General features: G+C 69.5%; 10 protein-coding genes. All 10 read right to left on the bottom strand.

Features of this window, described 5'->3' with window-relative positions; all coding sequences use genetic code 11:
- Nucleotides 1–75: 75 nt before the first annotated feature.
- Nucleotides 76–777, bottom strand: a complete 702-nt coding sequence (locus N8A90_RS06165) for a response regulator transcription factor (protein ID WP_262073792.1) — start codon at nucleotides 775–777, stop codon at nucleotides 76–78.
- A 4-nt stretch (nucleotides 778–781) separates the two neighbouring features.
- Complete coding sequence (locus N8A90_RS06160) at nucleotides 782–4204, bottom strand: PAS domain S-box protein (protein ID WP_262073791.1); 3423 nt, start codon at nucleotides 4202–4204, stop codon at nucleotides 782–784.
- A gap of 64 nt (nucleotides 4205–4268) precedes the next feature.
- The gene (locus tag N8A90_RS06155; protein WP_262073790.1) at nucleotides 4269–4628 is read right to left on the bottom strand and encodes an STAS domain-containing protein; all 360 of its coding nucleotides are present in this window, start codon (nucleotides 4626–4628) and stop codon (nucleotides 4269–4271) included.
- A 12-nt stretch (nucleotides 4629–4640) separates the two neighbouring features.
- Nucleotides 4641–4967, bottom strand: coding sequence for an Hpt domain-containing protein (locus N8A90_RS06150; RefSeq protein WP_262073789.1), 327 nt, complete (start codon nucleotides 4965–4967; stop codon nucleotides 4641–4643).
- Entirely contained in the window at nucleotides 4948–5349 is a 402-nt protein-coding gene (locus N8A90_RS06145) for a response regulator (protein WP_262073788.1), read from the bottom strand. The genes N8A90_RS06150 and N8A90_RS06145 overlap by 20 nt, the downstream gene beginning before the upstream one ends.
- The gene (locus tag N8A90_RS06140; protein ID WP_262073787.1) at nucleotides 5339–6850 is read right to left on the bottom strand and encodes an ATP-binding protein; all 1512 of its coding nucleotides are present in this window, start codon (nucleotides 6848–6850) and stop codon (nucleotides 5339–5341) included. The genes N8A90_RS06145 and N8A90_RS06140 overlap by 11 nt, the downstream gene beginning before the upstream one ends.
- A gap of 109 nt (nucleotides 6851–6959) precedes the next feature.
- Complete coding sequence (locus tag N8A90_RS06135) at nucleotides 6960–10346, bottom strand: error-prone DNA polymerase (RefSeq protein ID WP_262073786.1); 3387 nt, start codon at nucleotides 10344–10346, stop codon at nucleotides 6960–6962.
- Nucleotides 10339–11754 (bottom strand): Y-family DNA polymerase, encoded by a 1416-nt coding sequence (locus N8A90_RS06130; protein WP_262073785.1) that lies wholly within the window; start codon nucleotides 11752–11754, stop codon nucleotides 10339–10341. The genes N8A90_RS06135 and N8A90_RS06130 overlap by 8 nt, the downstream gene beginning before the upstream one ends.
- Nucleotides 11723–12544 (bottom strand): translesion DNA synthesis-associated protein ImuA, encoded by an 822-nt coding sequence (imuA, locus tag N8A90_RS06125; protein WP_262073784.1) that lies wholly within the window; start codon nucleotides 12542–12544, stop codon nucleotides 11723–11725. The genes N8A90_RS06130 and imuA overlap by 32 nt, the downstream gene beginning before the upstream one ends.
- Before the next feature lie 200 nt (nucleotides 12545–12744).
- Nucleotides 12745–12918: a hypothetical protein gene (locus N8A90_RS06120; protein ID WP_262073783.1), complete on the bottom strand. Its 174-nt coding sequence runs from the start codon at nucleotides 12916–12918 to the stop codon at nucleotides 12745–12747.
- Between the last annotated feature and the right edge of the window lie 66 nt (nucleotides 12919–12984).

The raw sequence follows: 12984 nt of genomic DNA, 5'->3' as shown, positions 1-12984 counted from the left end.
TCACGACGCGCGCGGCACGCGCCCTTCAAGTCCCGACGCGGCATGCCGATAGCCAGCAGCGAAGCGCCCCCCCGCTCACCCCGGCTCGACGAGGTCGTCGGCCCGATCGAAGCGATACCCCACGCCGTGGACCGAGGCCAGCTTCCAGCCGGTCGATCCGTCGAGCCGGAGCTTCTTGCGCAATCGGCTGATATGGGTGTCGACCGTGCGGGTGTCGATGTCGGCGTTCAGGCCCCAGATCCTGTTGAGCAGGTGATCGCGGGTGAAGAGCTTGGCGGGATTCTGGAAGACATACACCGCCAGGTCGAACTCCTTCTGCGTCAGCGCCACGGGGACGTTGTCCACGAACAGGCGGCGCTGGGCGATGTCGATCTCGTAGACCCCCATGCGCAGGACCTGCGTGCCCGGGGGCTGCACACGCCGGACGACGGCGTCGATGCGCGCGAGGAGTTCCAGGGGCTTGGGCGGTTTGACGACGTAGTCGTCCGCGCCCGCCGCCAGCGCGGCGACGACCGTCGCCTCGTCTTCCCTGGCCGTGACGACGATGACCGGAAGGGCCCCGCCCAGATGCTGCCGCACCCAGCCCAGCACCTGCGCGCCGGTCGCATCCGGCAGGAACCAGTCGAGGATCAGGATGTCGTAGCGCCCCGCGGCCAGCCCCGCGCACAGGGCCGCCGCCGTGCCATACGACGCGACCGTGTTCCGGCCGTCACCGGTGAGCCAGAGTTCGAGCAGCTCACGCTGCGCTTCGTCGTCTTCGACCAGGGCGATGTGCATGGTTTCAGTGTAGTGACCCCATTGTCGGCACACCAATGATCGGAATCCCCCATCCGTGCCTTCGGGTTCGGTCGGTGGCGATCGTCAGGCGTGTGGTGTTCACGCCGGCGTGATGGTCGTAGACCACCTCGTCGGCCGCTTTGCGGATGATCGCCAGACCGAAGCCGCCCTCGGGAAAGGTCTCGAAGTGGGTCGAGGGCAGTTCCAGCGGGGGGCTGAAGGGGTCGCCCACATGGACCAGCTCGATCGTCAGGCGGTCGCTGCCACGATGCGCGAACACCTCGATCGATGCGCCGTCGAGCAGGCCGGTCGCATGCCGGACGATATTGGTGAAGACCTCGGTGACGGCCACCGCGAAGAGGCCCCGGTCGATCTCGTCCACGGACGCCGCGCGGGCCTGCGTCTCCACCAGCCGGCGCAGCGCCGGCAACGACGCGGTGTCACAGGCCAGGTCGATGCGGGCGCAGTCGTCGATCGCACTGATGCGCGCCACCAGCAGCGTCGTGTCGTCGGTGAGCGTGGCGCCATCGAGCATCTCGTGCCGCAGAAGCTGGAGCACCGCGCCCGGGGCGACATGCCCGCGTGCGAGCCGCAGGAAGGTCTGGCGCACACGCGCCGAACCGATGCGCTGCCCCTGCGCGTCGATCGCATCCGAGACGCCGTCCGAATGCATGAGCAGGCAGTCGCCCGGCCCTGCCGGCAGGGTGTCCTGGTGGAAGCAGGCATCGTCGAGCACGCCCAGCGGAGGCTGCTGGTTGTGGAGCGTGATCGATGCGCCGTCGGCAGTCGCCAGGACCGGCTCCTCATGGCCGCAGCCGGCCCAGGTCAGGGTGCCGGCGCGGCGGTCGATTCGCACGTAGCACAGCGTGACGAACGCATCCAGCGCCTGGAGATGCGGCGTCATCGCGTCGTGCACGGCCGTCAGGATCCGGGCCGGCTCGGGGGCCAGGCCCAGGCCGCCGGCATCCGTCGTCAGGAGCTCGATCAGCGAGCGCGCCAGCTGCATCTTGACCGCCGCGCCCATCAGGGCCGCGTTGACGCCTTTGCCCATCACGTCGCCGACGATGAGGTCCACGCAGTGCGGACCCGGCTGCAGCAGCTCGAAGAAGTCGCCGTCGACGCCATCGGACGGGCGGGTGTAATTGCTCAGCCACACGCAGGGCAGCGCCGAGCGTGCGGGCGTCACCAGCAGTTCCTGCTGCACACGAATGGCGAACTGCGCCTCGCGCCGGCGTGCCGCGTCCAGCTCCTGCTGCGCCAGCTTCTGCGACTGGATGTCTTCCACGATCCCGATCACGTAGAAGGGCTGGCCGGGCGCGTCGTGCCCGATGGATGCGGTCAGGCGCACCCAGAGGTAGCTGCCATCCTTGCGGCGGATCCGCTTTTCCTGCACGAAGCTGCTGATCTCCCCGCGCGCGAACCTGGCCACGCCCTCGACGCCGGGCGCCACGTCGTCGGGGTGGATCAGGTCGTCCGGCGTCATGCGCATGAATTCGTCGGGCGTGTACTGCAACATCCGGCACAGGGTCTGGTTGACGCGGAGAAACCGTCGGTCGGCCGCCTGCTGGATCACCCCCACGGCGGCCTGCTCGAAGATGTTGAGCGCGCGGGCCTCGCTGTCGCGCAGCGCACGCTCGACCCGCTTTCGCTCCGAGATGTCGTGCATCGTGGCCGTGAACCACTGCTGGTCGCCCACCTCGACCGCCACCATGCTGAACTCGATCGGGAAGACCGTGCCATCGGCCCGGACGGCGGCCGCCTCCAGCCGGCGGTTCAGCAAGGGCGAGTCGACCGTGCGCCTGAAGCTTCGCCCGGCGCGCAGGAAGGGTTCGTGCTGTTCGGGTGGCAGCAGCAGCTCGTGCAGCGGCTGCTGTAGGACATCGGCACGACGCCTCGCGAACATGGCCTCTGCCGCCGCGTTGAAATCCACGATGCGCGCGTTGTCGTCGATCGTGATGATGGCGTCGAGCGAACTCTGGAGGACGGCCTCGCGCCGCGCCTGGCTCATGGCCAGGGCGGCTTCCGCGGCGCGCTGCTCGGTCACGTCGGTCAGGGTTCCCGTCATCCGCACGGGCCGGCCTTGCGCGTCGCGTTGCGTGACCATGCCACGCATCAGCACCTGTTTCCAGCTGCCGTCCTTGCAGCGCCCGCGCATCTCCTCGTGCACCAGCGGCGCCCTGCCCTCGAGGTGCGCCACCCGTGCCGCGCGGACACGGGCGCTGTCCTCGGGATGAATCAGTGCGGCCCAATCCTCCAGCCGCGCGCCCACCTCTCCCTCGGCGTAGCCCAGCATCGAGGAAGCGCGGGCCGAATGGTGAAAGTCGTTGGTGACGAGGTTCCAGTCCCAGATGCCATCGCCCGCGCCCTCCAGCGCGAACTGCCAGCGCTGCTCGTTGGCGGCCGCCTGCGCCAGCAGGCCCACGACCTTCCGGTGCGCGGCCAGCTCGCTGGCGTGGCCCCTGCGAACCAGCACGTAACCGATGAGGATGCAGCTCAGCGAAGCGACGACGCCGACCACGGCCCATCGGATCTGCGCCCCCATCTCGTCCCGGATCTCGGCATAGGCGCGTTCGACGACCACGATCAGCGGCCATTCGCGCAGCCTTCGGTACGCGCCGATGGACAGTTCCCCATCCAGCCCACTGTCGGCGTAGCTTCCCTGGCCGGTGCCCGTGCCCGCCAGGCGCAGGGCGGGCAGGCCCGAAGGTCGGCTTCCGACATCCAGCGGCACGCTGCTGCCAGCCGTCACCAGCTGGCCATCGGTCGAGATCACGGCCTCGCGCGGCGCCGCGTCGCCCAGGAGCTGGCTCTGCTCCGACGCCAGTCGCTCCGGGTCGATCACCGCCACCAGCAGCATCGGGGGGCGCGTGCGCCCCTGGGTCGCCAGTACCAGCGGGAGGCCAAACACGCCCGCGGGCCGCGCGCCGCCCTCCGAGAGCTGCCGCAGATCGCGTGCCGCGAAGAGCGGGCCGATCCGGCCCCGTGCCGCCGACGGGACATCGCCCAACGCGCCCAGCGCGCTCAGCGCAACGACGGCATCGACGTTGTGCGTGTCCGAACTGGCCAGCACGCGGCCGTGCGCGTCCAGCAGCGACATGCTCCTGAGCACGGGCTGCCCGCGCACCGCCTCCTCCAGGAGGCGATGGCTGCGCACGGGATCGGCGTCGGCCAGCCACTGCTCGACCGCTTCCCCGGTCGTGCGCAGGTGGCCCTCGACCAGTTCCAGCGTGGCGGCGAGCTGGCCCTCGGCCACGCGCGCATACATGCCCTGGGACTCGGCGGTTTCACGCTCCAGGGCTCGCCAGTCGAGGGTGATCTCGCCGATCGAGACCGCCAGCACGACGGCACCGAGGCACAGGCAGATCGCGCAGAATCGGCGCGCGCGCGCACGCATCGACTGCTCGACCGGGTCGTTCGCCCCGTTCATCGGGGAACGGCCATCCCGCGAAGGCCCCACCGTCGACCGGCGCCGGAAGACGCGCTCGCCGGGTTCATGGCCTCGGCGCACCTCCGCAGGCTTCGAGGTCGGTGGCGTCCGCGCAGGTGGCGAACACGCTGAACACACGGTCCAGCCGCATCAGCTCGAACAGGGCGATCACGGTGCCAGACAGGCCGCACAGCCGCATCTCGCCCTGCCGCTGGCGCATCTGGCGCATGCACGACAGCAGCGCCCCGATGCCCGAGCTGTCGATGAAACGGACGCCCTCCAGATCGAACACCACGCACGCGTGATGTTTCAACAGGGCCTGGACCGCGTCCTTGAAGACCTGCACGTTGCTGGCGTCGAGACTTTCCTCGCGCAGCTGAATGACGAGCGTGCTGTCGCCCACGACGGTCGAATGGATTCTCATGCTGGACTGTTTTCAGGGTGAATGCAGGTGGGAAGCGGCATCGCCGCGTGTCAACGCTTCGATTTCCGTCGAGATGTCGCGCAAGGCCGCGCCGAGGGCCGCCGCGTCGGCGCGCGAGGCGGCCTCCTCGGCACGGTGCGCGGCACTGCTCAAGGCAGCGAAGCCGAAGCTCCCGGCGGCGCCCTTCAATCGGTGCAGCAGGGCCTCGCGCTGCGCGTTGTCCGTCGCCGCATGAATGGCGGCCCCTCTGGCAGGCAGGCCGTCGACAAAGCGCACCTGCATGCGAAAAAAGGCCTGTGCGGTTCCTTCGGGCAAGGGGTCAACCAGCGTGGTGCGCACGTCCATGTTCCCAATAGATGAGGATGTCGCGGGGTAAGCGCATCGGGTCGAAGGGCTTGACGATGACACCGGTCGCGCCGTACTGCATCAGTTCCTCGAGCTGGTCCGGCATGGCCTTGGCCGTGAGGAAGACGCTCGGAACGCCCGCCAGGGCGGGCAGTTCGCGCAGCGCGCCCAGCGTCTCGGGGCCGCTCAGTCCGGGCATCATCACGTCGAGCAGGATGAGGTCGGGCTTGAAGACCTGGGCGGCAAAGACGGCTTCGTGGCCGCTGGCGCACATGCAGACCTCGTAGCCCCCGACGGTCCCCAGGCTGAACTCCAGGACCATCCGGATGTCGGCGTCGTCCTCGACGCACATGACGCGGCGCAATCTATCCTGCATGGCTATCCTCCGTGGGCCAGGTCGCCGAAGGGGGCGCACGTTCGTGCGCTTCGGGGAACACGTTCGCGTCCGAAGGCGCTCGCGGCAGCCACACGCTGAACGTCGCGCCCCTGGATGCCGGCGTGTCGGCGGAAATGCGGCCGGCCATCTGCTCGACGAGCAGGCGGGCGATGTACAGGCCCAGGCCGGTACCGCCCTGCGAACGGCGGTCGCTGGTGTCTTCCTGCGAGAACTTCTCGAACAGCCGCTGGCGAAAGTCGGCCGCCACGCCGGGTCCGTTGTCGGACACGCTGACGCACAGTCCGTCCGAGCGCGTGCTCAGCCGCACCACGACCGTTTCGCCGCGGGGCGAATGCTTGATCGCATTCGACAGCAGGTTGCCGAACACCTGCTGCAGGCGATCGGCGTCCACCGACACCAACGCATCGGCCAGGGCCGGCTCTGCCATTTCGGCACGCAGATAGACGCCCAGGCCGCTGGCGTAGCCCTGGTTGGCGCTGATGGCCTCCTGGATGACACGCGCCAACGGCTTCACCTTGAGGCGCAAGGCCATCCGGTCGCCCTCGAGCTTGGTCAGGTCGAGGATGTCGTCGATCAGCTTGCTCAGGCGTACCCCGTTGCGCTGCACCGCCGCGGCCAGGGGAATCGCCTGGATCGGCAGGGCGCCGGCGGCGCCCGAGGTCAGCAGGCCGATGGCCCCCAGCACCGAGGTCAGGGGCGTGCGCAGCTCGTGGCTGACCGTGGCGACGAATTCGTCGCGCATGCGGTCGATGCGCAGTTGTTCGGTCAGGTCGCGAACGACGAGCGTCGTGCGGGTTCCCTCCCCTTCCATCCATTGGCTGACCGACACGTCGGCTTGGAAGTGCGTGCCGTCGCCACGCCGCAGCGACATCCGCCCCCCTGCGAGCAGCGCGTTGCGTGCACAGGCGGCCACCGTCGCGATGTCCCGGGTCACGAGGGCGTCCGGCCTGCCCCCGCCGAAGGTCTGGCAGGCCGCCAGGTTGGCTTCGACGGCTCGGCCGTCCTCATCGAGCGTCAGGACCGAATCCAGGATGTTGTCCTGGATGTCGCGCTGCCGCTGCACCAGGCGCGCCGTCGACAGCTGCCGCTGCAGCGTGTGCGACCACCGCGTCAGCTTGGCGTCGAGCAGCGCCCCCCCGATGGGGAGCATCAGCACGTCGTCGGCCCCGCTTTGAAGTGCCTGCGCCACCGCTGACTCGTCGGCGCGCTCGGCCAGCAGCAGCACAGGCATCCAGGTCGTTCCCGACGCTTGCCGCAGTCGGCAGATCGCCGAGCCGAGACCTTCCGTGGGGATTTGGCCGACATGGAGGAGGACGATGTCGGCATTCCTGCCCACCAGGCAGGTCGACGCTGCCTCGAGGCCGACCGCCTGCGCCAGGTCATACCCGAGCGAGGCCAGCATCTCGCAGAGGGCCGCACTCGACGTTCCGTCGTGGTCGACGACGAGCAGTTGGGGTTGGCGGCTTTCGATGAGTTGCATGGGCAGCCCATCGATCCTAGTGTGGGATCGCGCGCGCGGGACCCTCCGCTGCCGCAGATTTCACAAACCGATCACAAATGCCAACTCGGGGGATGCCCGAGGCGCCCGTTCAATGAAAGTCCCGGCTGCGCCGCCCCTCGGCGAGCCGGCCCAGCCAGGGCGTGAGGTCCTTGAAGCGCTGGGCCAGCAGGTGCCGCACCTGCCCGCCGCTGGCCGTGTCGCGCTGCCACACGCCCTGCACCGCCAGCAGCTTCGACTTGAGGAGCGGCTCGCGCTGCGCCTCGACCACGTCGTGCCAGACGATCACGTTGACGATGCCGGTCTCGTCCTCCAGCGACACGAAGATCGTGCCCTTGGCGGTCTGCGGGCGCTGGCGCATGGTGACGATGCCGCAGGCGCGCACCGTGCGGCCATGCGGCACGTCGCTCAGCTCCTGCGCGCTCAGCAGCCTGAAGCGCGCCATGCGGGGGCGCAGCAGCGCGAGCGGGTGGCGACGCAGCGTGAGGTTGAGCGACGCGTAGTCACCGACGATCTCCTCACCCTCCGACGCTTCGGGCAGCCGCAGCGGTGCTTCGTGGATCGGCACGCCCTTGAGCAGGGCCGGCGCCCGCCCCCCCACGCCCCGCGTCGCGGTGGCGTCCCACACCTGCTGGCGGCGGTGGCCCGACAGGCGCATCAGGGCATCGGCGCCGGCGAGCGCGGCCATGTCCTTGGTGTCGAGGTCGGCGCGCACGGCCAGGTCCTCGGTGCTGGCGAAGGGCGCGAAGGTGCGGGCTTCGAGCAGTCGCCTGGCACCGGCCTCGCTGAGCGAAACGATCCGCCTGAGCCCCAGACGCACCGCCGGCTGATCGGGCCGGCCCTGGAACCCGGCGTACTGCGGATCGGCGGATGGCCGGTGCGACGCATCGTGGGACCGTGCTTCGAGCGTGCTGTCGAGTTCGCTCAGCGTCACGTCGACCGGCCGCACCTCCACGCCGTGGCGCCGCGCGTCCTGCACCAGCTGCGATGCCGAATAGAAACCCATGGGCTGCGAATCGAGCATCGCCGCCAGGAAGCAGGCCGGCTCGTGGCACTTGAGCCAGCTGCTCACGACCACCAGCAGCGCGAAGCTGGCGGCGTGGCTTTCGGGAAAGCCGTAGTCGCCGAAGCCCTTGACCTGCTCGAAGATGGCTTCCGAAAAAGGCCGGTCGTAGCCGTTGTCGACCATGCCTTCGATCAGCTTGCTCTGGAACTTCTCGATGTGCCCGGTGTGCTTCCAGGCCGCCATCGCTCGGCGCAGGCCATCGGCCTCGTCGGAGCTGAACCGGGCCGCGACCATCGCGATCTGCATCACCTGTTCCTGGAAGATCGGGATGCCCAGCGTGCGGCCCAGCGCTTCCTTCAACTGGGGGTAGCGGTACGTGATCGGCTCGCCCCGGCGCTCTTTCTCGCGGTTCTTCAGGTACGGATGCACCATGCCGCCCTGGATCGGCCCCGGTCGCACGATGGCGACTTCGACCACCAGGTCGTAGTAGGTGCGCGGCTGCAGGCGCGGCAGCATCGACATCTGCGCCCGGCTCTCGATCTGGAACACGCCGATGGTGTCGGCCGCGCAGATCATGTCGTAGACCTTCGGGTCGTCATCCGCGATGTGATGCATCTCCAGCGACGTGCCGCGCCAGCGGTTCACGACGTCGAGCCCGCGCTTGATCGCGCTCAGCATGCCGAGCGCCAGCACGTCGACCTTGAGCATGCCCATGGCCTCGAGGTCGTTCTTCTCCCACTGGATCACGGAGCGATCCTTCATGGATGCCTTCTCGACCGGCACCAGGCGCGTGAGCTTCGTCTGCGTGAGCACGAAGCCGCCGACATGCTGGCTCAGGTGGCGCGGAAAGCCCTTGAGGTCATTCGTGAGCTCGAGCCACAGCTGCAGCTTCTGCAGGCTCTCGCGCACGCCGGTGCGTTCCATCGCTTCTTCGAGGCGATCCACCAGCACGGTCTGGTCGAACCAGTAATGGTCCTTGGCGAACTCGTCGACCAGGCGCTCGTTGACCCCCATCGCCTTGCCGACGTCGCGCAGGGCGCTGCGGGACCGGTAGCAGATGACCACGGCGGCGATGGCGGCGCGGTCGCGGCCGTATTTGTCGTAGATGTACTGGATGACCTCTTCGCGCCGCTGGTGCTCGAAGTCGACGTCGATATCGGGCGGCTCGTTGCGTTCACGGCTCAGGAAGCGCTCGAACAGCAGATGCCCCGTGTCCGGGTTGATGGCCGTGATGCCCAGGCAGTAGCAGACCGCCGAGTTGGCCGACGAGCCGCGGCCCTGGCAGAGGATGCTCCGCTCCCTGGCGAAGCGCACGATGTCTTCGACCGTCAGGAAGAACATCTCGTAGTGCTTCTCGATGATCAGCGCGAGTTCGTGCTGGACCTGCCGGCAGACCTTCTCCGGAATGCCGCTCGCATAGCGTTCGAGCGGATACCTCGTCAGCGCGCCCTCCCAGGTCTTGCGCACCAGCGTCTGCGCCGGCGTCTCGCCGTTGCCCAGCAGCTCCAGCGGGTACGCGTAGTGCTTCTTGATGTCGTCGGGGTCGAAGCGACAACGCCCCATCACCGTCAGCGTGTTCGACAGCCATTCGGCCGGGTAGAGGTTTTCCAGCCGGATGCGCGAGCGCAGGTGCCGCTCGGCATTGCCCTGCAGCGCGAAGCCGCACTCGGCCACCGGCTTGCCTTCGCGGATGGCCGTGACCACGTCCTGCAGCCGCTTGCGCGAGCGCTTGTGCATGTGCACGTCGCCGGCCGCGACCAGGGGCACGCCGGTAGCCTCGCCCACTTCTTCGAGCGTCATCAGCCACAGGTCGTCGTCGAGTTCGTTGAGCAGTTCGACCGCGATCCACAGGTGCTCGCCATAGAGCGCCTTGGCGGCGGCCACGTCGGCGCACATCGATGCGACATCCATGGCGCCGCCCGGCGGACGATGCGGCACGAGCAGGATCTCGCAATGCTGCAGCGACGCGACATCGCTGCGCTCCCAGCTCACCTGGTACGCGCCCTTGGGCGCATCGCCGGTGCGCGCCGCGGTGATGAATTCGCAGAGCTGGCCCCAGCCTTCGAGGTCGTGCGCGATGGCCACCAGTTTGAAGCGCTCGAAGCGGAACTCGCTGCCGAAGAGCAGCCGGAAACCCGGGTTGCGCGTGAGCGGCGGCTCGTCGGGGTTGGTGCGCTCCCAGTCGGCCATCGCCTCGGGATGCTCGCGCAGCGCGACGTGCGCGCGCACGATGCCGGCCACCGAGCATTCGTCGGTGATGGCCAGGGCCTGGTAGCCGAGGTGGTAGGCCTGCGCCACCAGCTCCTGCGGCGTCGAGGCGCCCCGCTGAAAGCTGAAGTTCGTCAGGCAGTGCAACTCGGCGTAGCCGGGCAGGCCGTGTCGGCCGTGCACCGGCGGGGTGGGCCTGGGCGGCAGCGCATGCAGCCGCGCAGGCTGCCGCGCCTGCATCTGCTTGTCGGTGTGTTCAGGCATAGAGCCCCTGCAGGAACCAGCGCACCTCGCCGGAGGTGAAGCAGCCCGATGGCCGTTCGCGGAAGATCCACACCAGCCCCGCTTCGGGGCTCTCGGCGACGTAGTAGTCGCGCACCGCCGGGTGGCCGCCTTCGTCGTCGCCCCCCCTGCCGCTGTCGCTCCACCAGCCCGCTTCGAGCCGCTGCGGGCCGACCAGACTGCGCAGGCGGCCGTGGTACCAGGGATGGCCGTCGCGCATGTCGAGGCGCAAGGGCTCGCGCAGCAGCCAGGGCGGATACAGGGTATCTCCCTGTGCACCGGCTCCTTCCCCTTTCGGGAGAAGGTGGGGATGAAGGCCGCAGGCGCCCGATGCCGTCGCACGACGCAGCGCCGGCTGCCAGCGCTGCATGCCTTCGGGCCGGTGGTCGGCCTGCGCCACCGGCACCAGCACCTCGCGCGGGCCCAGCCGGGCGCTGAGCCGCTCGACCAGTTCGTGCAGCTTGTCGCCCTTGCGGTTGTCCTCAGGCAGGAAGCTGGTGCTGGCGCCGGCCCAGGGCGTGGTCTCGATGGAGCGAAGCCGCAGCCAGCTCGCCGGCGCAGCCAGCTTCGTGAGCGCGAGCCGCTCGCTCATCAGGCGGCGCAGGTGCGCCATGTCCTGCGTGGGCTCTGCCGTGCGCACGGTGATGTGCTGATGCGGCGGCAGGTCGACGCCGTTGTAGCGCTTGAGGTCGAGCGTCCATTCCAGTTCCAGCGCCAGCACCCCGCGCTGGCGAACGCGCAACCACACCTGCAGTGCAGCCAGCAGCCGGTTGGCCGACCACATCAGTTCATGCGCGTTCTCGGCCAGTGCGGGCAGCTCCAGCTTCTGCGCGAAGGCATCGGGCAGCGTGAGCCAGGTGTGGCGCTCGGGCCGCAGGCCCCAGGCCCTGTCGAGCGCCTCGCGCAGCGCCGCGCCGAAGCGCCGCGACAGTCCGCCGCGCGGCAGCGCTGCCACGTCGCCCCAGGTGCGGCAGCCCATGCGGGCCAGCACGTCGAGATGTTCGCGCGCGGCCGTCAGCGTGTGCAGCGGCAGGGCCGACGGGATGTCGGCCGGCGGCTGCTGGCCGAGTGCGAACAGGCGCAGCCGGGCCAGCGCGACCAGGCTGGTGGCGCCCTGCACTTTCTGCAGGCGGCTGCCGGGCACCGGGTTCCAGGCGGTCATCAGGCGCATCAGGGGCTGCAGGCCGCCCCACAGCCGTTCGCAGGCCGAGACCTCGAGCACCAGCGCCTCGTCGAGCCAGGCCACGCGCGGCGTGTAGCGCAATGCCCACCAGCCGAGGGCCTCGAGGGAAAGCGGCAGTTCGGGGGCCGGCCGGACGGAGGCAGCGCTGTCGGAAGAAGGCACCGCCGCATCGTCTTCAGGCAGCCACCGCAAGGCGATCCACTGCATGGGCGACCTCCTCTCTGCGCCTGCTGCGCACATCGAGGCGCACGATGGTCGCGCCCTGGGCGGGGGCGGTCTGGACGGCCTCCTGCGGCTGGCGACGCTGGCGCCGCCACTGGCTGGCCGCCAGCAGCGCCGTCATGCGTTCGCTGCGGGCCGGCAAGCTCAGCGGCTGCGCGAGCGGCGGGCCGCGGCGCTTGAGCAGGTGCACGTCCATCTGCCCGCCGTCGGCCGCCACCAGTTGCAGGCGCAGCCGCGCCGGCGAAGCCGACTGCGCCACGGCCTCGGGCCGCATCACGAACAGCAGCGCCTCGTGCTGCGCGGCCGCCAGTTGCAGGCGGCGCAGTTCGCCCACCCGCGCCTGCGGCAGCCAGGCCATGACGGCCGCGACATCGGCACAGCGCAAGGCCTGTTCGCAGGCCCACATCCGGGCCGCCGAGGCGTCGCTGCGCACCCACAGGAGCGCCTCGGTGGGCAACCCACCGGCCGCCAAGGCCGGCCCGAAAGGCTCGTGCGGCGCACCGATCAGCACCACCGGCCCGCCGCGCGTTGCCACCGACCGGGCCAGTGCAGGCAGCAGCAAGGGCCAGACATGCGCCTGCGGCCGGTCCTGCAGCAGCTCGGTCATGGCGCCCACCGGCCAGCCGCCGCCGGGCAGTTCGGCGTCGAGCGCCGGATGGCCCGTGCCCACCACCGGCATGTCGGCCGCCCCCAACTCGTCGCCGCGCCAGACCTTGTGTCGGGCGGAAGCGAAAGAAAAGGAGGAGAGGGATGAGGAAGGAGAAGGCTGGCCCATGGCGGATCGACTGTTAACTGTATTTTTATACAGTATTCTGCCGATGGGCAATGCCTTTCTGGTGACAGCGCATGTCCGCTCGGCGGCTTCGCCCGAGCGGGGGCCGGAGCGCACTCGATCTTTTGTCGCCGCCGATGTTCAGTTCTGGCGGCCCTGGGAGCCCGTCCGCGCAGCCGCTATGGCGTCAGGCCGGCCGACGCTCACGCAAACCCGTGGTCGCTGTCCGCCTCCGACGGCTCGCACACGGCGCCCGTCGAGAACAGAAACGTGCAACCGCAGAGCGCGAACACCGCCAGCAGCGCGGCCGGACCCACGTACCGGACGAGCGCCACGGACACGCCCATGCTGAGCGCATAAAGGAAAAGCTTGGTCATGGACCATGATGCAGCGGCGGCAGGGACTCAGGGGATACACCCAAGGGAAAGCCCTCTCCTCGAATT

The sequence above is a fragment of the Variovorax sp. N23 genome (assembly GCF_025486315.1).
In the GTDB taxonomy this organism is placed as follows: domain Bacteria; phylum Pseudomonadota; class Gammaproteobacteria; order Burkholderiales; family Burkholderiaceae_C; genus Variovorax.
Note: the sequence above shows the minus strand (reverse complement) of the source record. Positions and strands in the feature narration are given on the sequence as shown.

Coding starts and splice junctions, on each gene's coding strand:
- N8A90_RS06165 (WP_262073792.1), bottom strand. CDS start 777: ATGCACATCGCCCTGGTCGAAGACGACGAAGCGCAGCGTGAGCTGCTC.
- N8A90_RS06160 (WP_262073791.1), bottom strand. CDS start 4,204: ATGAACGGGGCGAACGACCCGGTCGAGCAGTCGATGCGTGCGCGCGCG.
- N8A90_RS06155 (WP_262073790.1), bottom strand. CDS start 4,628: ATGAGAATCCATTCGACCGTCGTGGGCGACAGCACGCTCGTCATTCAG.
- N8A90_RS06145 (WP_262073788.1), bottom strand. CDS start 5,349: ATGCAGGATAGATTGCGCCGCGTCATGTGCGTCGAGGACGACGCCGAC.
- N8A90_RS06140 (WP_262073787.1), bottom strand. CDS start 6,850: ATGCAACTCATCGAAAGCCGCCAACCCCAACTGCTCGTCGTCGACCAC.
- N8A90_RS06135 (WP_262073786.1), bottom strand. CDS start 10,346: ATGCCTGAACACACCGACAAGCAGATGCAGGCGCGGCAGCCTGCGCGG.
- N8A90_RS06130 (WP_262073785.1), bottom strand. CDS start 11,754: ATGCAGTGGATCGCCTTGCGGTGGCTGCCTGAAGACGATGCGGCGGTG.
- imuA (WP_262073784.1), bottom strand. CDS start 12,544: ATGGGCCAGCCTTCTCCTTCCTCATCCCTCTCCTCCTTTTCTTTCGCT.
- N8A90_RS06120 (WP_262073783.1), bottom strand. CDS start 12,918: ATGACCAAGCTTTTCCTTTATGCGCTCAGCATGGGCGTGTCCGTGGCG.